Here is a 23,096-nt window from a genome sequence, read left to right as displayed (position 1 = left end):
AATAAAATAAACAAAGATTATAATTAGTAATCAATATACAAACTAAAAACGCTAATTTATAAACATAAAAAATCCCTTTTAAAATAGTATCTATCTTAAATTAAAATAGGTACTTTATTAAAAGCGTTTTAATTTTTGAATTTCTAAAAATAGTCAATAAATAGATGAAAAGACGAAAAAAAGACTATCCTTGAAAAATTTTCAAAAATAGTCTTTCTTGTTTATAGCTTGATCAAAATCATTTATTATTATTGTTAAAGTGTCTAATAATCACTTCAACAATTCTTCTAGAAGCTTCGCCGTCTCCATATGGGTTAGATGCCTTAGACATTTTTGCATGTGCTTCTTCATCCGATAACAGTTCATCGGCTAATGTGTAAATGACTTCTTCGTCAGTTCCAGCAAGCTTTAAAGTACCAGCGTCAATTCCTTCAGGGCGTTCTGTCGTATCACGTAAAACAAGAACTGGTACGCCTAAAGAAGGTGCCTCTTCTTGTACACCACCAGAATCAGTTAAAATTAAATGCGATCTTGCAGCAAAATTATGGAAATCAATAACATCCAGTGGTTCAATTAAATGAATTCGATTGTCATTTCCTAGCACTTCATTTGCAATTTCACGAACAACAGGATTCATGTGTACAGGATACACAACTTGAATATCATTATGTTTTTCGACTAAGCGCTTAATCGCTTTAAACATATTTCTCATAGGTTCCCCTAAATTTTCACGACGATGTGCAGTCATCAAGACTAATCTGTCATTACCAATCTGATCAAGAACAGGATGAGCATACTCTTCTTTTACTGTTGTTTTTAAGGCATCGATTGCCGTATTACCAGTAATATAAATCGATTCTTCCTTCTTATTTTCAGCTAATAAATTTTGTGCAGCTTTTGTAGTAGGTGCAAAATGTAAATCACTCATTACACCAGTTAATTGACGGTTCATTTCTTCTGGGTATGGTGAATACTTGTCCCAAGTACGTAAACCAGCTTCAACATGCCCAATTGCAATTTGATTATAAAAAGCTGCAAGACTAGCAATAAAAGTCGTTGTCGTATCACCATGGACTAATACAATATCCGGCTTTACTTCCTGCATAATCTTATTTAAACCTTCCAAACCTCGCGTTGTTACATCAATTAAAGTTTGGCGGTCCTTCATTATATTTAAATCATATTCAGGCGTGATTTCAAAAATTTCGAGAACTTGATCCAGCATTTGACGATGCTGAGCTGTAACCGTCACAATTGATTCGATCTGATCTGGATATTTAGCTAACTCAAGCACTAGTGGCGCCATCTTAATCGCTTCTGGTCTTGTTCCAAAAATTGTCATTACTTTAACAGTCAAAATTCTTTCCCCTTTCAAAAACAAATCGGCTTATTGAAATATGTATCTATCTATTGTATCTTAACTGAGGAAATAAAGACATTTTTTACCATAAAAAATACCGTTTATTCCTCTATTTACATGACTAATTGTAAAAATTGATTGTCTTAATTCCTAATAAGTTCTTTAACTAGTAATTTTCCTATTCTATATCACTAAACGATAAAATCCTATATACTTAGTTTCCCACATTTGAAATCATTCATACTCGATGTAAATAATAATAGAAGAAAAAAACACAGATCCTTCTACTCAAGAATTCACTGCGCAAAGGATATAATTAATGAACTAATTTTACTTGTAACTCATCAATTAGACTCAAAATCTCTGAACACATTTTATCCATACAGTAATTTTCCTTTACAAATTCAACTAGTTCTTGCCCGAATCCTTCTCTATTATCCGCAATGTACTGCGCTGCTTGATCGATTGATTCAAAAATGTACTCATCAGGGAAAATCATTCGAGCTCCTTCACGATTTAATACAATTGGCACAGCGCAAGATGCCATCCCTTCAACGGGTGCTAAGTGAAAACTTTCATAATCACTAACTGACAAGACAAAACCGATCGACTGGAGCCATTCCGCTGAATCTCCCCACTCTTCAAACTGAACTTGATTACGATAGTGAGATTTCTCAATTTTTCGAAATAAACTTGTAAAATAATCCTGCTCTTGTTGATTATTCCATACCCACGGAAATTCTTTCGGATGCTTTCCTTTTATCGAAAGAGTATATCGGCTGTCTTTTTCATATAACTTTTCAAATATCTCAAGCGCTCGATCTAACCGTTTTAACTTTGGTACATAGCCAAGTAATCCAATTCGAAAATCTGCATCATGTTGCTTAGGCAAATGAAACTTATCTACGTCAACACCATTTTGAATGACAATCATCTTTTCTCTAGGAATGCTTGAAACCCGATGGAATTCCTCAAATATATAAGAAGAAATCGCAATAATCTTATCAATTTTCGTAAAATCAAATCGTTCTGGAAAAGGGGTATTCATTTCAAAACGATGCATTCTAACAATTAATACTTGATGATCTTTTTTATGCTCCTGATACCAAATTACATTTCCAAGTCCCCACTCGCAAAAAAGAACATCAGCCCAATTAACAATTTCTAAGCTTTTACCAACTTGATGAATTGTATGACCTTCCCATAAATCAATTTTTATTTCAATGTCACTTCTAGCTTCAAATCTCTTAATGGCATCGTTTATAAATTTTAAATCATGCCCTATAATCGCCAGTTTCATAAAAACAGCTCCTTATACTAAAATTCTCTCAATTTTGTCTCGGCTAATGGCTTGTTCATGGGCATCTCGATAAAAATTAAACTCATCAATTTCAAAAAATTGAACGCCAGCTTTTGAGAAATGTCCAATTGATGATTTATGATCTAAAAGCTTTATAAATTCATTTGGATGAAGAAATCTTGTCGCCTTTTTACAAATCAATGCTTCGTCAATAAGGCAATCATTTACGTAGTTATAGCTATTTCCATTGCCCTTTGCAATAATCGTATCACTCGTGTACTTAGTAGCTAACATCAAGTCCCTCAAATAATTGACTCCATAATAATGATCTAGATTAACTGGAGCAATATAATTCGAATCAACGAGATCATTTAAACTAAAGTAATGATGGCAGTAATCAATCAGGTATGTTTTCACTTCCCCATGATTGTTTTGATTAAAAATGTCTAAATAGCCGTCAAACAAATCGAGTAAGATCACTAGCTTTTTTTGTTTAATTCCTTGTCTATTGTAAATCGCGAATAACTTTTCATAGTCGGCTTTACTTCGAACAATACCTACTAATGTAGCAGTCTCTTCATATTTCTCGTATGGCAGATTAATAATGTTGAATAAATCTTCCACTCGATTCGTATAAGTATGTTCTTCTAATACTTTTCGCAATGTGAGTAAACGATTTTTTTTATAGAAGGTCTCATCTGTATAATAGTTAGAAAGTCGTTGCTTCATCAGTTTTTCATCGTCTGTAGCCGTTACTATTTCTCCAAACATTCTATGAATCCCCTCTGAATTGGAACTAATAATCGGGGTATTACTTGCTAATAACTCAAATACTCTCCGGGCAAACATTGTCGGAGATTTCGTAATACTATTTACATTTAGTGCTACTTTATATCCTTTATACGCAAGATCGATTTCATTTTGTTTTAAGTTTCCAACAATAAATGGTTTATACTCATCTGGAAATTGATTAGGACTAGTTGGATTATGATAGTTTCGGTCATATATATCTAGTCCGTATTCTTTCGAAGAATTTACTAGTTTCTCCATCGCACTCGTACGTTCAGGAAACTTCTTACCATAATAAGCACCAGCGAAAACTACTTTCTCTTTACGTGGAATATATTCAATTGGATTGTGAATTTTCGGTTGAGCTGCAAAAGGTAAGCAATAAACATTTTCACAGCCTTCGTCCACATAGTTCTGAACTGATTCAAAATCAGTCGTGAATACATAATCAAAATGTTTAGCTGTATCAATAAACGCTTGGTAATGAAACGGATCTTCTTTATTCCAAAAGACGGTCGGGATATTGTGTTCTTTACACCAATAAACTAGTTTTAATAGTTTCGTATGATTTCTGTGACTTTTCGTACCGATTTTATCCTTCCAAGCACCATCGTTTCCAAGCCACGCAGACTCACAAAAGAATAAATCAATTCGATGCTTTTTAAATTCAGTCAGCCAATTCTCAGGCGTAATTTTTACAAGTTGAAACTCATAATCGAAGCATCGTGTCGTAAATTCGTCTGCGATAAAACCAACTCGAAAGTCCTTAATTTCTTTCTTTTGTTTCTTCAAGTGACTATTGTCTATTGTACTATTTTTATACGAACCCATTAATTTAGCATGGAATAAATGGAGTGTAGCAGCACCTGTCATGTAAATCGAAAAAGAAGCCGATTGTATCTCATTTTGATTAAATTGAGATAGATCAACTAACTCGTCCATATGAAAATTGACTGTACTTACGTTATTCTCATGATCAATAAATCGCAATTCACAAACCACCTCACATTTACCGCTGACAAAGCCTGTGATTCCAAATTTAGTAAATAACTGACTTCTTCCTTCATTAAAAAGTAGTTCCATTAATTTTTTTTCGTCTTTATAATCAATGACCGCAGTCTGCTTTATAAGTTTGTTATGAAATAGTGTTTTCTTTTCCTTTTGAAACTTTTGAATGCCTTTACTAACTGTAAAATCATCAGCTGAAAATGGAAGTAACTCATGGTTTTGAAAATAAAAGGGTTCATCCACATTCATTAATTCTTGCAGCATCATCTTTGTGTCATATTTTTCATTACGTAATCTAGTAATTTGTTTTTCGATTAATTCTTTTAACATAAATGACCCCTCATTTTCTTTTTAAATACTTCAAGAGCTTCCAATACTTCCTTGCTAATTTTCCAAATTTAGAGTTCCTAAACGTTTCATAATTTAATTGCAGCTTTTGATACTCTTCTTGCAATTTTTCATATTCATACGAACCAAATGACTGCTTTACTTCGTTTACAAGAACATAATCATCAAGTCCCATCATAAATTCCTCGTGCTCTACGATTAAATCCAACTGGCGAAATAATTGCTCTTCCATTCTTTTTTCTAATTCCATCACCTTATTAGAGAGGAACTCATTTTCTTTCATTAATAATTCATTTTTTCGTAGAATATTAGCATCGAAATCCTCAGTCGAAACCTCTATTAAACTTGGTTTAAAATTTACAGTTGTTGAATCAACATGACTACTATTCAATAATTCACTATTCTTCATTTCAAACCTCCAGAACAATAAGATAAACACCGTATCCAAGTAAGACGTGTTTATTAAAAAGGAAAATATTATTATTAATTAGAGATTAACGATTTTTTGTGAATCTTAATGAGTATCCATGTTAAAAAAATGTAAAAAAATAACTGCCTTTGCAAATTTTGCGAAGGCAGTCTTTTATATTAATGGTTTATTAAAGTAAATTGTAAAATTAATTAACAATCGATTTAAACACAAGTTCTGTGTGCGATTTGTTTGGTTTTATAATATATGGATTCTTCTTAGCTTTCTTTTTCCATTTGCTACGATTATTTACCATATTTTCTAATATAGAAATGACCTCATTCTCTTTATCTGTTACAGGACCGAATAAACGATTTTGAGTAATTGGTCCTTCATTATAGTGTTTTGTGTAAAATTCATTGTAATCAAACTGATAGAATAATACGGGTTTCTCTAAATACGAAAAATCAAATGATACAGTTGAATAATCAGTAATTAACACACTATGACGCTTTAAAAGAGATTGTACAGTTTCTTCTCCTTGAACCATCACTTTAATACGTTCATGAGGCGACTTGAATTCCGGCATATATAATTGCGTTTGATAATGAGGATAAAAAGTTAATGTTAAATCTTTCTTTTCAAGGAGTTCATGTAAGTGTTTATTATGAAGTAATTTCATATAACGTTCCCAGTATTCTGATTCTTCAAGGGCTTCCTTTGATCGATTCCATGATCGCCACGTTGGCATTAATAAAATCTCATTTCCTTTACTTTCATCAACAAGTGCATCCCATCTTGGAAGTCCAGTGACGATTACTTCGTCCTTTTCATAACCAAATTCAGAAATAATATGTTCTTTTTCAAATTCACTAGAAACGACAAACTTTTTGTAATCAACTTTATTCTTATGCAGCACGTGACTTACACGACTAACCCCTATGACCCCGTGTTGTAAAAAGATCCGTTCATTTCGTTGAATTTCAGGTCGCTCCTCAACAATATTTCGATAAGCGTCAGTATACATATTTGGATCTTCCGCATAGCTATTAATTGTTTTCGTCGAAAGTAGCAAGAACAAACTGTGGATTATACTACCAAATTGAACAATATGTCCAAGATGTGCTATATGGTTATAATCAGGACTATTCTTATCGATTACATAGTACGCATTAATTTGTGGGTACTTTCTTCGAATATATTTGAATAAATGATAGGAGTTATCTTGTGCTGTATCTTGTCGTTCACCAATTAACCATAGATCTTTTTTCTTCACAAATTGATAAACTAGTAAATACAGACAATAAACCATGAATGTGTGCCATTGTTTTTTGTAAGCATACTTAACGACAGGACGAACAACTCGTTTTACTCTTCCAATATTAAACTTCATTTGTTTGGCCACAGGCATTTCAACAATGCGGAAAGATAAATTTTTCTTTTTGTAATAAGGTGCAATTTTTCGGTTATCCATTAAATAAGGTCGAGTTTTTTTAGTTTGTTTGTATAAACCAACTTTTAAAGGTTCAGTAACTGTTTTATTGCGATCTGAAACCGTCATCCAAACACTCCAGCTACCGTTATCAAGCAGAGTTGATAAGTTTTCAATTATACAATCATACCCCGACTCATCAAAATTGATTTTGTTATTACCTTGTACATAACTAACATCTTTACGAGAAACATTCTCAAGTGGAAATTCAACTTCTTGTTTTGTTTTCTCTTCTTTAAATACAATCTTTTTAACGCTACCATTCGTACTGATCCCGTTAATAAAAGCAAAGCCTTTTATCGTTAATGTATCGTTTGAAAGTGAGATGTCTTCAACCTTTTGACAAAGACTAAACCCTTTAATTTCCAAAAATTGTTTCCACTGAGGAAAATGATTTACTAAAAAACTATAAGTTAAGCCCTTTATTTCAACGGTTTCTCGACTAATATCCAATGTATCCATTAGTAAAAGTAATTTGTTTAAATCATCGGGTGTACCTTCATTAAATATTGAATAAAACAGTCCTTGGTACATACGACTACCCGTTAAAATATTTCTAAAATGAATAGATTGAATATATTTTTCTCCTATTTTATACAAATTGAAAATATCTTTTTTCGTAAATTTTTTACGTTTATTTATTATACTTTGGCAAAAGAAAACCCATTGCCTTTTTTCAATCGGAAATAGACGTATAATCGTATTGTTTTCTTCGTGAAATGACACTAATCTTTTTTGAGTCTCTAGTAACCCCTCAAAAAATGTTAAATCTGCTTGTTGTACTAAACTTGCTCCATTTTGTTCCACTCGATAATTTAGTACACTTTTGTCTGTAACAACCGTTCTATTCGATTTAAATAAAGCTTTTTGTGTGAATAATAGATCTTCTCCAACACGTAAATCCTGATCAAACATAATATTGTAAACTGATAATAAGTGCTTTTTAAACAATTTGTTACATACACTTGGCGTGACATGTAATTCTTTTGAATTCCTAATATGTCTAACAGGGCTAAGATGTTTTTTAAACAAATCATCCATATACATAAGTCGCCAAGTTCTTTTTTCATTAAAACATGTGATATCCCCGATTACTGTATCAGCATTATGTTTTATTGCTTCATCAAACATACGTTTGTAAACGTCTGCATCTACTGTATCGTCACTATCTAAAAATGCAATATATTCACCTTTTGCCTCAAGAATCCCTCTGTTTCTTGCAGCACCTGGTCCCCCATTTTTTTGCTCAATTAAACGGAAATTCTTATAGCGTCTAATTTCCTTTTTTATAACTGACACACTATTATCTGTGGAGCCATCATCAACAATCACAACCTCAAGTTGTTTCATTGTTTGTTTTTTAAGTGAATTAATACATTCTTTTATATAGTTTTCTTTATTAAAATTGATTACTATAACCGTAACACCTATTTGTTTTTTCCCCATGTATTTATCCCCTTTTTAAAACTTTGCACTTCCTCTTATTACAAAATTTAGTAATTCATGATTTAAATTCAAAATTAAATCATCAGGTCAAAACATTTGATTCCTACCTCATATAAAATCTAATTATTTTTTATAAAAAAAAAACCATTTAAATTCTTGATTTAAATCGCTTTTGTTTCGAACAATACAAAACACTTAAGTTTTTATATGATTTTTGTAATGAAATTTTAATATTTTTAATAATAATTTAGATTATACCATAAAAAAACAACTAAAGATGTATTCTAAATATTTTAAATTTGTGACATTTTACAACTCTCTTTTGGCTTCGTACTAATCTAGGATTTTACTAAAAAAATGCCACTGCAAATTAATGCAGTGGTACACTTTATATGAATTTTATTTTATTTTATTTTATTATTAAGTCAAAGTTCTTAATTACCTTCTTCAACGTACTTCTTATACTCACCAGAAACGATTCTTTTCCACCATTCTTTATTTTCCACATACCACTGAACAGTTTGAGCTATTCCAGTATCGAAATTATAAGTAGGCTTCCATCCTAATTTTTCTAATTTACTAGGGTCAATCGCATATCGTTTATCATGCCCTAAACGGTCTTTAACGTATTCAATTAAGTCTTCAGATTTACCAAGTGTTGAAATGATTTGCTTAACGACCTCTAAATTTGTACGCTCGTTATGTCCACCTACATTGTATACTTCCCCATTTTCTCCTCTATGCATTACTAGATCAATAGCTGAGCAATGGTCAAGAACATGTAGCCAGTCACGAATATTTTCACCAGTACCATAAACAGGAACTTTTTGGTCATTTAATACACGAGAAATCGTTAATGGAATTAACTTCTCTGGAAAGTGATACGGTCCATAATTATTTGAACAGCGTGTGATATTCATAGGAAATCCAAACGTTTCATGATATGCACGAACTAATAAGTCAGATGAGGCTTTACTTGCAGAGTACGGGCTATTCGGTTGTAGAGGTGTATCTTCTGTAAAAAAAGTTGTAGGGTCAAAATCAAGTTCACCATACACCTCATCTGTAGATACATGTACAAATTTCTTAACGTTTATCGCTTTTGAAGCATCTAGTAAAACTTGAGTTCCTAAAACATTTGTTATTACGAATATACTTGGGTCTGTTATTGAGCGATCAACATGGCTTTCAGCTGCGAAGTGGATGACATAGTCGAACTTTTCTTTTTTAAATAATGTCATGATTTCTTCACGGTTTGAAATATCAATTTTGATAAAATGATAGTTTTCATTTTGTTCGATATTTTTATGCTTTGTTAAGTCACCTGCATACGTTAAAGCATCTAGATTATATATTGAATAGGATGGGTATTTATTTATCATGTATTGAACAAAGTTTCCACCGATAAATCCGGCACCGCCTGTAACAGCTACTTTCATGTTTTTACTGTACCTCGTCTCTTTTATTTAATTGAACTAAATACCTTGCTAATGCGTCTTGCCATGAAGGTAAAGATTGAAAGCCATTTTCTACTAGCTTTTGTTTTGATAATCTCGAATTTTTCGGTCTAGCTACTCGAGTAGGGTAGTCTTCGGATGCAATCGATTTTACTAAAGTTTTACTATCGGTTTGCTTGAATATTTCTTTTGCAAAATCAGCCCAACTAGTAAAGCCTTCATTTGTTGCGTGATAGATTCCATATTTATCAGATTTAATTAAATCTACTATTAATATAGCCAAATCAATTGTATAGGTTGGTGAACCGATTTGATCTTCGACTATATTTAATTCATTTCTAGTTTCTGATAGTCTTAACATTGTTTTAATAAAATTATTCCCATTTACTCCAAATACCCACGAAATACGAACAATAAAATAGTTTTCGATTAATGATTGAACAACTCTTTCACCTTCATACTTTGTTAATCCATAATAACCGATTGGGTCTGGTTGGTCATCTTCATTAAAAGGACTTTCACCATTTCCATTAAATACATAGTCCGTACTAATATAAAGGAACTTTGAATGGTGCTTTTTCGCAGCTTCAACTAAATATCTCGTTCCTTCTACATTCACATTCCAGCAATTCTCTTTATCATCTTCAGCTTTATCCACCGCCGTATAGGCAGCACAGTGAACAATTACATCTGGTTTATATGAATCTATAATAGAAGAAACAGATTCCCTTTCAGTAATATCCAGTTCTTTTCGTCCGATTCCTTTTACAACTAAACCATGTTGTTCACATGCCCGAACGACATCATAGCCTAACTGCCCACCGTAACCAGTTACTAAAACCTTCATTTATCTTACTCCTTATAGATAAAATTATTTTCAGCATCCTTTAATAATGGTGCGATTTTGTCCTTTGCAGATAATAATGGAGATATATTGATTGGCCATTCCACCTGAATAACTGGGTCGTTCCAAATAATGCCTCGATCACATTCAGGTGAATATAGCTCATCAACCTTATATTGAACTTCCACATCATCTGTTAAAGTCATAAAACCGTGAGCAAATCCTTTTGGTATGAATAATTGTTTTTTATTTTCTGCACTTAACTCGATTCCGAACCATTTTCCGTATGTCGGACTCCCTTTTCGAATATCGATAGCCACATCAAAAATGGAACCCCTTGTACAACGAACTAATTTCGTTTGTGCTTTTGGAGATAACTGATAATGCAACCCACGTAACGTTCCCTTCAATGCAGAAAATGATTGATTATCTTGAACAAAATTTAAATCCATTCCAAAATCCTTCATTTTAGAATCATTATATGTCTCCATAAACCAACCACGGTGATCACCAAAAACGGTCGGTTCAATCACTACAATTCCTTTTATAAAAGTTTCTGTAATTTTCATTGATAATGACCCCTCGAGCTAATATTTGATCTCACCATTTGCTACTTTTCGTAAATAGTTACCATAACTTGTTTTACTAAGCGATTCACTTAAACGTAATAATTGTTCTTTGTTAATCCATCCATTAATATAGGCGACCTCTTCTGGAGCAGATATTTTAATCCCTTGATGCTCTTCAATTGTTTTGACAAAATTTGTTGCCGAAACCAAACTATCATGCGTTCCAGTATCTAACCACGTATAACCGCGACCTAGTAACTCAACTTCTAACTCACCCAAGTTTAAATAAGCTTCATTTACAGAAGTAATCTCCAATTCACCACGATTGGATGGTTTTACGTTTTTAGCAATTTCAATGACACGATTATCGTAAAAATACAATCCCGTTACTGCATAATTTGATTTCGGAGCTACTGGCTTTTCTTCAATGCTCAAAACTTTCCCAGACTCATCAAATTCTACAACACCAAATCGCTCAGGATCATGTACATGATAACCGAACACTGTTGCCCCTTTTTCCTTCATCGCAGCTTTCTTCAAAATACTACGCAACCCGCTTCCATAATAAATATTGTCACCTAATATCATGGCAACAGAGTCTTTTCCTATAAACTCTTCACCAATAATAAAAGCCTGTGCCAACCCATCTGGACTAGGCTGTACTTTATATTTCAACGAAACTCCAAACTGAGAACCATCGCCTAATAACGCCTCAAAACGAGGCAGATCCTCCGGAGTCGATATAATTAAAATCTCCCTAATACCCGCCAGCATTAAAGTAGATAACGGATAATAAATCATTGGTTTATCATACACAGGCAATAGCTGCTTACTAGTCACCATCGTTAATGGATAAAGTCGAGTACCACTACCACCTGCAAGTATAATCCCTTTTATCGCAAAGACCTCCTAAACATTTAGGAATATATATATTATTATGATGATGGTTAAGGGGTTGTGTAGGTTAAATTCTTAGGGGATTGGAATTCTAAATGGAGGGAAAGTAGGGTCCTAGAGGTAAAAAAGTCATAAAAAAAGAACCACCGTTAAAAAGATAACTTTTAACGGTGGTTCTTGAGAAATATTTCATCTAAGATTTAGATGTTATTTTGTTTCCGAAGGTAGTTCTAAGTGCTGACGAAGATCATTAGATATATTATCTTTTTCTTCTTTCGATACAATAAAATAATAAATTTTATTAATCATCTTGCCTTCACCTTTAACTTGGGTTTTACTAATATTTTGCGCAGCCGCACGGTAATCCTTTTGAATCGAAACCATATCACCTAAAGTAATATTCGTCACAACATTCTTTTGAACCGCTTGTAAAATCGATTGATAGTTTGTTAAGGAAGAAATTGAAGCTCCCTTTTTAATAACCGCTTCAAGAATTTCTCTTTGTCGAAGCTCTCGACCAAAGTCACCACGAGGATCTAACTTACGCATACGAGAGAATTTTAAGGCATCTACACCATTTAAATGGATTGGTCCCTTCGTAAAGTGAACACCATCATAAGTAAAGTCTAAGTCATTATTCACATCTACTCCACCTACTGCTTCAACGATATCCTTAAACCCTTCCATATTAACTTCAAGATAATAATCAATAGGAATGTTCAAGAAGTTTTCAACTGTATCAACAGACATTTGAATTCCACCAAATGCATAGGCATGGTTGATTTTATCTTCCTTACCTTTTCCAACAATTTCAGTTCTTGTATCACGTGGAATACTAACCATTTTTGTTGTATTTGTATTCGGATTAACCGTCAACACAATCATTGAATCCGAACGACCCTTATCACCTGGACGATGATCAACCCCTAATAGTAAAATAGAGAAAGGTTCTTTCTTTTCAACATTTACTTCTTCTTTTCGTTTATCTGTTTTCTTTATGTCTTTATAGATTGCGTCTGATGTTTTATTTACATTGTGGTAAATCGAATACGCATAACCGCCTATTCCTAGACCGATTACAACTAGTACACTTAGTACGATTAATAGTACTTTTTTTGTTGTGGACATTTTTTTAGATGAGCGTTTTTCTGATCTGGACAAGATTTTTCTCCTTTAATTATGAACTTAATTAGTTAACCAAATTTACTTACTTTCATCTTACTTGATTAGATAGGTATTTGCCTAATTTTTATTTGTTAATTTTTTGAAAAGTAAAAAACATATAACCTCCAAAAAGAAGGTCATGTTAACTTCAGTTCATAATAAATTGTTTCTTATATCCATTTGGATTCTTTTGATGCCAATTCCAGGCTGTTTCGATTATTTTCTCTAAAGAATATTTCGTCTCCCAGCCTAATTCTTCATATATTTTTTGTGATGAAGCAATTAGTTGAGCTGGATCGCCTTCACGACGTTCAGTAAAGATGACATTTGCATTTCTTTCTGTAATTCGTTCACATGTTTCAATAATCTCATTTACAGAAAATCCTTTTCCATTCCCTAAATTGTATGTCTTATTAAGTTCACCATTTTCTAGTAAACTTGCTAGAGCTAAAATATGTGCCGATGCCAAGTCAGTAATATGGATATAATCGCGGATACATGTGCCATCTAGAGTTGGGTAATCACTTCCAAATATACTGATTGACTCACGTTGACCAAGTAAATGCTGTAGTACAAGTGGAATTAAATGTGTTTCAGGATTGTGATCCTCTCCAATTAATCCCGTAGCATGTGCTCCCGCTGCATTGAAGTAACGTAGCACAACATAGCCTAAACCATATGCTTTGTGGAAGTCAGCTAAGATTTTTTCTATCATTAACTTTGATTGGCCATATGGATTGATTGGATTCGTTACTGTTTCTTCTGTAATGATATCGACTTCGGGAATACCATATGTTGCTGCAGTAGAAGAGAAGATAAATTTCTTTACGTCAAACTTTATCATATTATCTAGTAATGTTAATGTCGCACCAACATTATTTTGATAATATTTTAATGGATTCATAACAGACTCTCCTACTAAACTATAAGCAGCAAAATGCATTACGGCATCAATTTTGTATGTTGAGAAAACAGTTTCTAAAACAGTTGCATCCCCTAGATCACCTTCAACAAAGATCGCTCGCTCATCTACTGCGTCTCGGTGACCGGTTGTTAGATTATCTAAAACTACTACTTCATAATTTTGTTCGACTAATTCTTTAACTGTGTGACTTCCTATGTATCCTGCTCCGCCAACGACTAGAATCATGAAAATCTCTCCTTTTTAGTTTCTTCTTTATAATATAATGATAGTTAATCTTTCTTTCCCGAAAACTATTTTCTCTTTTATGAACCTTCAAGCACTAGGCTTTTATTTTACTTATAAAAATGCAAAAAAGGCCCAGACTACTCTTTAAAGGTTTACCTGTGCTTTCCATAAAAATTATATTTTCAATCATTTATTAAAATGGTTAATAATTGCTTCTACTATTCTCCTAGAAGCCTCTCCGTCACCATAAGGGTTAGAAGCTTTCGCCATTTTCGAGTGTGCTTCATCATCTGATAGAAGTTCGTCTGCTAATGTAAAAATAACTTCCTCATCTGTACCCGCAAGCTTTAATGTACCCGCTTCAATACCTTCAGGGCGTTCAGTTGTATCACGTAATACAAGTACTGGTACACCAAGAGAAGGTGCTTCCTCTTGCACACCACCGGAATCAGTTAAAATTAAATGCGATCGTGCGGCAAAATTATGGAAATCGATAACATCTAATGGTTCAATTAGTTGAATTCTATCGTCATTTCCTAAGATTTCATTTGCGATTTCACGCACAACTGGATTCATATGTACTGGATAAACTACTTGAATATCTTGATGTTTTTCAACAAGACGTTTTATAGCTTTAAACATATTACGCATTGGCTCGCCAAGGTTTTCACGTCGATGAGCCGTCATTAAAATTAAACGATCATTTCCAATAGATTCTAATACCGGATGAGAATAATTTTCCTTTACTGTCGTTTTCAGTGCATCAATCGCTGTATTTCCGGTAATAAAAATCGTATCTTCATTTTTGTTTTCTTTTAGTAAGTTTTGTGCAGATTTTGTAGTTGGTGAAAAATGAAGATCAGCCAATACTCCAGTTAATTGACGGTTCATTTCCTCTGGGTAAGGAGAGTACTTTTCCCATGTACGTAACCCAGCCTCGACATGACCAATTGCAATTTGGTTGTAAAATGCCGCTAAGCTTGCAATAAATGTTGTAGTTGTATCACCATGAACTAAAACTATATCTGGTTTTACATCTTGCATAATTTTATTTAGTCCTTCTAAACCACGTGTTGTTACGTCAATTAGTGTTTGTCTATCCTTCATTATATTTAAATCATAGTCTGGTTTAATATCAAAAATTTCAAGAACTTGGTCAAGCATTTGTCTATGTTGAGCTGTTACAGTAACAATTGATTCAATATGTTCTACATATTTAGCTAGTTCTAGAACAAGAGGTGCCATTTTGATTGCCTCAGGTCTAGTACCAAATATTGTCATTATTTTAGTTTTCATTTACCTAACTCCTCTTATGGATTAACTTCATACTCATTAATCTTGATTTCTATTTTTTACCACTGTATTAATTAATGCTTACGATTTTTTATAAAATTAAATAAAATATTACAAAACAATTACTCCTGAATTCAACTAATATTAATCACCCGAAATATTACAGTTTGCTTGTTAAATCTAATTTTTTATTTTAATATTTTTTAGGAGAGGTGCATTATGGTAATAAAAAAATTAAATAATAAGTATAAAAAAACTGGAATATTATTGATAACTGTTTTAGGCATTATTTTTATATTATTTTCTATTATAAAAATTGTTTTAAATAATTCAAGACATATAATTAATGTTGAAGATTATGGAACAAAGGGTGATGGTGTTACTGACGATACCATGGCTATTCAAAAAGCTTTGAATGACTTAAATAGTAAAAAAAACACTCTAATATTTCCAAAAGGTACTTATACTGTAACAAGCCGGCTTTATATTCATGACTTACATAGAATTAATATAATTGGAGAAAATGCTACAATTGAGAATAAAGCAAATAAAATTAATTCTATTATTTATATTAAAAGATGTAAGAATGTTGCGATAAAAGGCTTTAAATTCATTGGTTTGACTAAAACCATAAAATCTATAGTACCAGGTGATAGAGGTATTCAATTTCATGGTGGAGAGAACATTATTATTTCTAAAAACATTTTTAAAAACTTTGGAGATGGGGCTCTTCAATTAGGTAGTGATAGTAGTGATGATCCTTCCAATACAGTGCATCCTAAAGAGATTTATGTAACAGAAAACTTTTTTAATAATATTGTTCAGACATCAACCACTCCATCAGGTGCAGAAAATTATCATTTTACTAACAATAAGATAAATAAATTATTTGGTGCCATAAAATTTGCCCAAAGAAAAAATAACGGTACTAATCTCTTCATATCTAATAATAAGCTAACATCTAATGGTAATAATTCAATTGGGTTTGAAATAGCTGGATATTCTAATATTACAATCACTAATAACGATTTAAATGGCTTCGAGAAAGGTGTATATTTTCATCAAAATGAAAATGAAAACGCCAATTCTTATGAAAGTAAAGATCTATTAGTACAGAATAATTCATTTAAAAATTGTGCTGTTGGTATTCATATATATAACAATACGTTCTCTAACGGTGATCAATTAATTATGAAAGGCATAAGTATAATAAATAATAAGATCGTAGATTCGGACTTTGCAATAGCATTTCAAGGTTATAAACTTCAGAATATTAAAATTGATAAAAACAAGATATATCATTCGATAAAATCAGATATATATTATGATGTAAATCAAGATAACAATACAGGGCCAACTTCATTCACAATTACTAACAATACTTTTTATACTAGTAAAGCAAATTTTCACATAAAAATTAATGGCGAAAACATACTTCCAAATAAAGTCTTAAATAATCAAACAATACCGAAAGAGTAACATAAATAAGTAGAGCTGTATTATTTGAATACCGCTCTACTTATTTTATCCAAAATTCTAAACGCTACGAAATAAATAATAGAACCTACAATAATTACTATAATAGTATTTATGAAAGGATTATATAATCTTGGAATATATTCAACAATTAAAATCATAAAATAAAGAGAAATAAAAATAAAAATATACTCCTTTATTGGCCACTTAATACTAAACAATATTTTATTTAGTAAAAAAACTCTACTAATTAATGCACCAAATTCCGCAAGTGTCAGACTAGCTATTAATCCAAGTACTTGATAGATTGGTATAAATATATAGATACTTATTACTAGTATTGTGATTGAGATAATATATGGAAAAATAGTTGCTGATTTTTTTTCAAATGGAATTGCTATCTGATCATTTATAAAACTGTTTATTCCGAAAAATAAAATAAATATAGTTGAATATTTAATAAGTAAAGAAGCATCCCGAAAACCAGGTCCAAAAAACCATTGCACTAATAAACCAGCTATACAAAATAGCCCACCAGCTATACCAGCAGTTATAAACAAAGTAAGTACCGAACTATTTTTTATTGTTTGGTTTATATCTTCCTTTTTATTTGATAGTAGATATGCTACCCTTGGAAGCATTGCTAAGCCTATTGCAGGAATAAATGCAATTGAAAGTCTAACTACTTTAAAGGCTTGATCATAAAGTCCAATTTCATCCATACTTAGTAAGTTTGCTCCAAGTATTTTATCTAGTGAATTATATATTTGTAATAAAAGTTGCGGAACAAAAAGTATCAACCCGGGAATACAATATTTCATATACTGACTTAATACTGTCTTTTTATCAATATTACTTTTTAGAATATAAGTTTTTCTAAAATTAAATACGTATAAGTTAGAGATCAATGTAATTATCGGAAATATAGCAAAATAAATCCATAAATCATTTGAGTTTTTTACCAATATAAAAGTTAGAAATACTCCTAAAGATTTTAATATTATGTTTCTAATTACTATTTTATTCATATCCTCTTTTGCTATATATAACCAACCAATATCAAAAAAAAGCGCCAAAATAAATGGTAATTGAAGTAAAAAATAAAAAGAATATTTTGTATTAAATAATAAACTAAAACAAACATAAATGACTAGTGTAATGAAAATGTTTATTATATGATTAATTCTCAGAATGTGATAAAGTTCACTAAATTTTGCTTTATCATTTCTTACTTTCGCTAGCTCCCGGATAGCAAGAGTATTTATTCCAAGTAAACCTGCAAATGTAAAAATTTGAACTATAGACATTGTATAAGAATACACTCCTAAATCTTTAGGGGTCAATACTCTTGAAATATATGGCGTCGTTATTACAGGGAACAGTATCATTGAAAATTGGTTTAAAAACATTAACATTGTATTAAAAAATATTTTTTTATCCATTTGAATTCTTTGACCTTTCAGGTTTTAATTACCTTCTCTCTAAATTTCCTAAAATTGATAATTAAGTAAATAAATATTATATATGACTCTAAATATTGGCCTACTATTCCAATACTATTAAAAGAGTATACAAAAACTGAAAATAATAACAAACTAATAAATAGAGGTAATTCTTTTCTTAAACGATACAAAGGAATTAGTAAAAATAAGATTACTAATAATAGTAAGGTTATGTATCCATAATCTACTAGGAAAATCATAAATGGAGTTTCAAAGTCATGATTAATATCTGCATAATTATTTAATATAATTCCGTTAAATCCTGTACCTTTTCCAAAAATAGATAAATGATAGTATTTATATTTAAAAAAATCAGTTATTGAAGATAATCTGCCGTTAGTAATATCGTCTGAATTCAAAACTACTAAAAACCTTTGAAGAATGTTATTTCTGAAAAAATCCGTGTTAATAATTAATATTAATAAAATCACTGAAAGCACCAGTGTAATTACTTTTTTCTGAGAAATAAATTTAATATGCCATATAACTAATAAAATAAATACTAGTAGTCCCATTTTACTATTAGCAGCTACAACTCCAATTATTGAAATTATCCACATTAACCATTTATATTTTACAAATATACTATGAAATAAATTGTATTTAATATTTAAAGAATTAATTATAAAGAAAAATATAAAATATGTTGCTGTATACAAAGAATGTCCTATAAGACTATGGGCTCTATATAAATTACCACTTAATGTTTCAACTTGAATTGTTGTTTTTAGACTCATACTATCCGGTAATAACTTTACAATAATCGCTTGTATCCCGCCGAAAGTAACTAAATCAAGAAATACTAAAATAAAAATAAACATCATGTACCTATTAAATATTTTAATTATGCTTATTGCTTCTAATTCTGAAAAATCTATGCAAACTAATAATAATGGTAGTATAAATAATATCATTGTTTGCATTGGTTCAAAGTAGTAAGGATCACGAGCAATAGATATTAATTGAATAGAAAGAACTAAAAAATATACCCACAAATTAAAAACTTTAAGCTTCATTTTATAAATTCTATTAAGTATTATTAATAATACCAATACTGTTGACAAAGTCTTTGCAAATTCCAATGACAAAAATGCGCCACCAATCCCTATTATTGTAGGAGTATAACATAATAAACATGTAACTAAAAATACAAACAATTTATCACTTTTTTTCATCGATACTCCTTTTCAAATTAAATTATTATTTCTAAAAATAGCATTTCATATTCTTTCTATATACTATAAAGAATAATAAAAACTAGCTTTTCATTAAATGATCATATTCAAGATTATACTGTTTAAAAAAAGAGTCTAAAGAGTAATTTTCTTCTAGATATGTGCTTATAATTTCTTTATTAGTATAATTTGAATATCTATCAAACCTAGTAAAATAGTATATTTTTTCCGACAAATCCATAAAATTTTCAGTTTCAAAAGTGGAGACTTGCTTTTTTATTGGATAATTTAAAATTATTTCACTCGGAGCTTCAATATTACTTGCAATTACGTTACAACCCGCAGCTAAAGCCTCTAATAATACTAGACCAAACCCTTCATTCCTTGACGGCAAAACTAATAAATCGCACTCCTTATACAGAGAATATACATCTGATACATTTCCCAAAAAAGTAACACAATCCTTTAGTCCTAATTCAGAAACAGTATCGTCTAGTTTTTTCTCATATACCTTATCCATAGTTTCTCCTGCAAAGTAACAATGAAAGTTATTAAAATTATATTTATCTATTAATTGTCTTAAGGATTTAATCAGTATATCCTGACCTTTCACTGGATTTATTCTAGCTAAGCATACAATTTTGTACTTCTTATCGCTTTTAGGTATTTTTGATGAATTTATTTCCAAAAACGGTTTTAAATTTACTGCATTATTTATAAGAACTAATTTCTTATTTTTTAAAACAGCAATTGCGTTGTTATATACGGTTTTAGATATTGCTACGTAAGTATCAACTTGCAACATGGAATATTTTTCATTAATAATTCCATTTGCATGAATTGTATAAATTACTTTAATTTTTATCATTTTCTTTATTAATAAAGCAACTTTTAAAGAAAATGTATTATGGCAGTGTAAAATACTAATTTTATTAAGTCTAATAAATCTTAATATCTTAAAAAATATTCTAAAATTATTAAAAATATTTTTAGAACCTTCTTGTCTTTTACAAAATAAGATTCTCTCATCTGCTAATCCGTTAATCATATCACTATCCACTATATCATTTACTATACAAAGGTAATTATTATATTGATCGTTATTCTCAGTAATAAATAATTTAATAAGTTTCTCGGCACCACCAGTTGAAAAAGAGGAATTAATATGTAATACATTCATTTATCTATATCACCCATTAAATTATTATTTTTTAATAACTTGGCTGGTACACCTGCTATTATACTATTAGCTGGAAAATCAGTAATTACAACTGCGTTGGCACCAATAACAGAATTATCACCTATTTTAAGATCCCCAAGTATTTTGGCTCCTGTACCTATATAGACGTTATTTCCAATAACTGGCAGTTTTTTTATACCAGACCTTCCGCCAATAGTAACACAAGAACCAATCATACAATTATCACCAATTTCTGCATCTTTATGAATTACTACGGATATTCCACCGTATCCAAGCTTAGTTCCTTTTCCTATTTTAGTTGTATAATGAATGTGACAATTATTAATAAGATAAATCATTCGGTAAAATATTTTAGGTAATACCGGTATTTTATGTTTATATAATTTATTCGCAATTCGATATAATTTTATAGCTTCCATAGGTACCCTCTTTAAAATATAATCTTAGTAATATGTGGATTTTTTATATTAATTTTTGAAGAGCTTTCTAATTTTGTAAAAGAACTAGACACTACAGATTCCTCCAAAACCATAGCTTTTTCTGAAACTATTTTACATATCCTCTCTGTTCCAGAAAACAGCTCAATAGTGTTGTTATCAATTTTATTTATATTAATGGACGGATTAATTAAATAATTAGCTTCAAAATCAGATGAGGCGCTATCATTAATTATTATGCTATCTGAACATAATTTTAATTTTCTACAATACGTATTATTTTTTATAGTTTTTAATTTAGCTATAGAACTATCTTTCTCGTTATGAATATCAAAAATTTGATAATCTTTTTCCCATAAAAATGCTCCCCTTGAAATTGAGAAGTTGTCTCCACTTTTAGAAATTGTGTTATGCGAATTAGACATTCGAAGCCTATCTCTTAAAGAGTATTCAATATTATAGATGTATGTTCCCGGATCAACAAAAATAGGAATACCATTTACATTAAGATTTATACTTAGAGCATCAGCATGGCCATGAGCAAAAATCGAACTCATACCTAGATTTCCATACTCAAAGGTAAGCAAAATCCTTTTATTGATTATTTCTTTTCTAAAAATAGTTTTTCCACCTTCTTTATATATCTTATTACTTTTTCTATTATAAATTGGTAGTGTTTTTACAAACTCATCTCCAAGTATTGATAGGATTGTTTTTGATGTGATTTTATTATAAGGAGAATAAATTTTATTAAAAATATGTGTTGCAAAATCTAGCACCATAACATAATGGTTTTCTTCACCAAATGAAATAATTTTCCCTTCATCGGAATCCCCAAGTTGAGGTACATTTCCCTTTTCATCCATCATGTCAGCAATATACTCTACCATTTTTCCGATTAATTCAATTACATTTTTTGAAATTCTGATTTCTCCATCATTACATACTTTAATCCATAATAATAAAGCCTCAACAACAAATGAGTGATAATGTATGGCTTGCTCTTTATTCACACCGTCATTAAATGTTTGTCTAATTATTTCTTTTTCTAAAATATTGTGAGTAGACTTTTGAATATCATTCATCCCAAAACAACTTGCGACAATATTCATTGAAACCATTTCCACAATTAAATGATTGTTTCCAGAAGAATGTTGTGAATAATGTTCATTTACAAACTGATTTTGATTTAAAATCATTAATTTTATATCTGTTAAGAATTCTTTTAAATCTTCATCGTCTTTTTTATCTTCTAAATAAGCTAACACGAATATTAGTGATATATTTCTTAAAGCGGCTTCCATTGGACTAGTCCAATTAACCCCCCATAAAAAAGGATTACTATTTACCCAACTATAAAAATGTTTTTTTAATAAATTTAAGAACTCAATATCATCTGTTAACATATAATTAAAAGCTAGTTTAGGTAAATACTGTAATCTATTAATTTCCCAAGCAACTCTTGGATCTCCTATATCATCACGTTGTTTTATATTCATATTGAAAGAAAAATCTAATGACCAGTAATTATCCAAAATATATGCATAATGCCAATCAGGACATTTATGTTCATCAAAACGAATATCTAAATTTCCAAATAATTTTTGGGGAATGATCTCGGAAAATTTGTTAAGACTGTTTTTTCCTTTATTTATAAAAAAAGAACTTTGAAATCGTTCCAAAATGTCATTTGATATTTTATATATCTCACTGTCAGTTATTAAATACTTTTTTTTTTCCATATTTATTTTTGTAGCTATACGTTTTATATTTTTGTTT

Annotated in this window: 18 protein-coding genes; 1 reads left to right on the top strand and 17 read right to left on the bottom strand. The window is 30.6% G+C overall.

Annotation, left to right across the window (positions count from 1 at the left end; all coding sequences use genetic code 11):
- Nucleotides 1–238: 238 nt before the first annotated feature.
- From wecB (EP747_RS14600) to wecB (EP747_RS14545), 12 genes are all read right to left on the bottom strand, one after another.
- Nucleotides 239–1,342, bottom strand: a complete 1,104-nt coding sequence (gene wecB / locus EP747_RS14600) for a non-hydrolyzing UDP-N-acetylglucosamine 2-epimerase (protein WP_419179315.1) — start codon at nucleotides 1,340–1,342, stop codon at nucleotides 239–241.
- Between the two features lie 334 nt (nucleotides 1,343–1,676).
- A complete protein-coding gene (locus tag EP747_RS14595; RefSeq protein ID WP_129690857.1) occupies nucleotides 1,677–2,660 on the bottom strand; it encodes a glycosyltransferase family 4 protein in 984 nt (327 codons plus the stop codon).
- A gap of 12 nt (nucleotides 2,661–2,672) precedes the next feature.
- Complete coding sequence (locus EP747_RS14590) at nucleotides 2,673–4,787, bottom strand: CgeB family protein (protein ID WP_129690856.1); 2,115 nt, start codon at nucleotides 4,785–4,787, stop codon at nucleotides 2,673–2,675.
- Nucleotides 4,788–4,797: 10 nt separating this feature from the next.
- Nucleotides 4,798–5,214 (bottom strand): hypothetical protein, encoded by a 417-nt coding sequence (locus tag EP747_RS14585; protein WP_129690855.1) that lies wholly within the window; start codon nucleotides 5,212–5,214, stop codon nucleotides 4,798–4,800.
- 208 nt (nucleotides 5,215–5,422) lie between these two features.
- Entirely contained in the window at nucleotides 5,423–8,152 is a 2,730-nt protein-coding gene (locus tag EP747_RS14580; RefSeq protein ID WP_129690854.1) for a bifunctional glycosyltransferase/CDP-glycerol:glycerophosphate glycerophosphotransferase, read from the bottom strand.
- A gap of 434 nt (nucleotides 8,153–8,586) precedes the next feature.
- Nucleotides 8,587–9,591: a dTDP-glucose 4,6-dehydratase gene (gene rfbB / locus EP747_RS14575; RefSeq protein WP_129690853.1), complete on the bottom strand. Its 1,005-nt coding sequence runs from the start codon at nucleotides 9,589–9,591 to the stop codon at nucleotides 8,587–8,589.
- A 4-nt stretch (nucleotides 9,592–9,595) separates the two neighbouring features.
- A complete protein-coding gene (rfbD, locus tag EP747_RS14570) occupies nucleotides 9,596–10,456 on the bottom strand; it encodes a dTDP-4-dehydrorhamnose reductase (RefSeq protein ID WP_129690852.1) in 861 nt (286 codons plus the stop codon).
- 5 nt (nucleotides 10,457–10,461) lie between these two features.
- Complete coding sequence (gene rfbC / locus EP747_RS14565) at nucleotides 10,462–11,022, bottom strand: dTDP-4-dehydrorhamnose 3,5-epimerase (RefSeq protein ID WP_129690851.1); 561 nt, start codon at nucleotides 11,020–11,022, stop codon at nucleotides 10,462–10,464.
- A gap of 18 nt (nucleotides 11,023–11,040) precedes the next feature.
- Nucleotides 11,041–11,919 carry a glucose-1-phosphate thymidylyltransferase RfbA gene (gene rfbA / locus EP747_RS14560; protein WP_129690850.1) on the bottom strand — a complete coding sequence of 293 codons (879 nt, stop codon included), beginning with the start codon at nucleotides 11,917–11,919 and terminating at the stop codon, nucleotides 11,041–11,043.
- 207 nt (nucleotides 11,920–12,126) lie between these two features.
- Nucleotides 12,127–13,080 carry a LytR family transcriptional regulator gene (locus EP747_RS14555; protein ID WP_328590733.1) on the bottom strand — a complete coding sequence of 318 codons (954 nt, stop codon included), beginning with the start codon at nucleotides 13,078–13,080 and terminating at the stop codon, nucleotides 12,127–12,129.
- A gap of 151 nt (nucleotides 13,081–13,231) precedes the next feature.
- Nucleotides 13,232–14,233, bottom strand: coding sequence for a UDP-glucose 4-epimerase GalE (galE, locus tag EP747_RS14550; RefSeq protein ID WP_129690849.1), 1,002 nt, complete (start codon nucleotides 14,231–14,233; stop codon nucleotides 13,232–13,234).
- A 186-nt stretch (nucleotides 14,234–14,419) separates the two neighbouring features.
- Nucleotides 14,420–15,529 (bottom strand): non-hydrolyzing UDP-N-acetylglucosamine 2-epimerase, encoded by a 1,110-nt coding sequence (wecB, locus tag EP747_RS14545; protein WP_129690848.1) that lies wholly within the window; start codon nucleotides 15,527–15,529, stop codon nucleotides 14,420–14,422.
- A 216-nt stretch (nucleotides 15,530–15,745) separates the two neighbouring features.
- Between wecB (EP747_RS14545) and EP747_RS14540 the strand changes: the two genes are divergently transcribed.
- A complete protein-coding gene (locus EP747_RS14540) occupies nucleotides 15,746–17,005 on the top strand; it encodes a glycosyl hydrolase family 28-related protein (RefSeq protein ID WP_129690847.1) in 1,260 nt (419 codons plus the stop codon).
- 20 nt (nucleotides 17,006–17,025) lie between these two features.
- On the opposite strand, the gene EP747_RS14535 is transcribed toward EP747_RS14540, so the two are convergent.
- From EP747_RS14535 to EP747_RS14515, 5 genes are all read right to left on the bottom strand, one after another.
- Nucleotides 17,026–18,444 carry an oligosaccharide flippase family protein gene (locus EP747_RS14535; protein WP_129690846.1) on the bottom strand — a complete coding sequence of 473 codons (1,419 nt, stop codon included), beginning with the start codon at nucleotides 18,442–18,444 and terminating at the stop codon, nucleotides 17,026–17,028.
- Nucleotides 18,445–18,461: 17 nt separating this feature from the next.
- The gene (locus tag EP747_RS14530; protein ID WP_129690845.1) at nucleotides 18,462–19,679 is read right to left on the bottom strand and encodes a hypothetical protein; all 1,218 of its coding nucleotides are present in this window, start codon (nucleotides 19,677–19,679) and stop codon (nucleotides 18,462–18,464) included.
- A gap of 82 nt (nucleotides 19,680–19,761) precedes the next feature.
- Nucleotides 19,762–20,859: a glycosyltransferase gene (locus tag EP747_RS14525; RefSeq protein ID WP_129690844.1), complete on the bottom strand. Its 1,098-nt coding sequence runs from the start codon at nucleotides 20,857–20,859 to the stop codon at nucleotides 19,762–19,764.
- On the bottom strand, nucleotides 20,856–21,299 hold the full coding sequence (locus EP747_RS14520) for a serine O-acetyltransferase (RefSeq protein WP_129690843.1): 444 nt from the start codon (nucleotides 21,297–21,299) through the stop codon (nucleotides 20,856–20,858). The genes EP747_RS14525 and EP747_RS14520 overlap by 4 nt, the downstream gene beginning before the upstream one ends.
- An 11-nt stretch (nucleotides 21,300–21,310) precedes the next feature.
- Nucleotides 21,311–23,059, bottom strand: a complete 1,749-nt coding sequence (locus tag EP747_RS14515) for a heparinase II/III domain-containing protein (RefSeq protein WP_129690842.1) — start codon at nucleotides 23,057–23,059, stop codon at nucleotides 21,311–21,313.
- Nucleotides 23,060–23,096: the final 37 nt, after the last annotated feature.

The sequence above is a fragment of the Gottfriedia acidiceleris genome (genome assembly GCF_004138285.1).
Taxonomy (GTDB): Bacteria; Bacillota; Bacilli; order Bacillales; family Bacillaceae_G; genus Gottfriedia; species Gottfriedia acidiceleris_A.
The sequence above is the reverse complement of the archived record's forward strand: the minus strand, read 5'-3'. Positions and strand labels throughout refer to the sequence as shown.

Excerpts from the sequence above, each read along its gene's own strand:
- wecB (WP_419179315.1), bottom strand. The coding sequence starts at position 1,342 with ATGACAATTTTTGGAACAAGACCAGAAGCGATTAAGATGGCGCCACTA.
- EP747_RS14595 (WP_129690857.1), bottom strand. The coding sequence starts at position 2,660 with ATGAAACTGGCGATTATAGGGCATGATTTAAAATTTATAAACGATGCC.
- EP747_RS14590 (WP_129690856.1), bottom strand. The coding sequence starts at position 4,787 with ATGTTAAAAGAATTAATCGAAAAACAAATTACTAGATTACGTAATGAA.
- EP747_RS14585 (WP_129690855.1), bottom strand. The coding sequence starts at position 5,214 with ATGAAGAATAGTGAATTATTGAATAGTAGTCATGTTGATTCAACAACT.
- EP747_RS14580 (WP_129690854.1), bottom strand. The coding sequence starts at position 8,152 with ATGGGGAAAAAACAAATAGGTGTTACGGTTATAGTAATCAATTTTAAT.
- rfbB (WP_129690853.1), bottom strand. The coding sequence starts at position 9,591 with ATGAAAGTAGCTGTTACAGGCGGTGCCGGATTTATCGGTGGAAACTTT.
- rfbD (WP_129690852.1), bottom strand. The coding sequence starts at position 10,456 with ATGAAGGTTTTAGTAACTGGTTACGGTGGGCAGTTAGGCTATGATGTC.
- rfbC (WP_129690851.1), bottom strand. The coding sequence starts at position 11,022 with ATGAAAATTACAGAAACTTTTATAAAAGGAATTGTAGTGATTGAACCG.
- galE (WP_129690849.1), bottom strand. The coding sequence starts at position 14,233 with ATGATTCTAGTCGTTGGCGGAGCAGGATACATAGGAAGTCACACAGTT.
- wecB (WP_129690848.1), bottom strand. The coding sequence starts at position 15,529 with ATGAAAACTAAAATAATGACAATATTTGGTACTAGACCTGAGGCAATC.
- EP747_RS14540 (WP_129690847.1), top strand. The coding sequence starts at position 15,746 with ATGGTAATAAAAAAATTAAATAATAAGTATAAAAAAACTGGAATATTA.
- EP747_RS14535 (WP_129690846.1), bottom strand. The coding sequence starts at position 18,444 with ATGGATAAAAAAATATTTTTTAATACAATGTTAATGTTTTTAAACCAA.
- EP747_RS14530 (WP_129690845.1), bottom strand. The coding sequence starts at position 19,679 with ATGAAAAAAAGTGATAAATTGTTTGTATTTTTAGTTACATGTTTATTA.
- EP747_RS14525 (WP_129690844.1), bottom strand. The coding sequence starts at position 20,859 with ATGAATGTATTACATATTAATTCCTCTTTTTCAACTGGTGGTGCCGAG.
- EP747_RS14520 (WP_129690843.1), bottom strand. The coding sequence starts at position 21,299 with ATGGAAGCTATAAAATTATATCGAATTGCGAATAAATTATATAAACAT.
- EP747_RS14515 (WP_129690842.1), bottom strand. The coding sequence starts at position 23,059 with ATGGAAAAAAAAAAGTATTTAATAACTGACAGTGAGATATATAAAATA.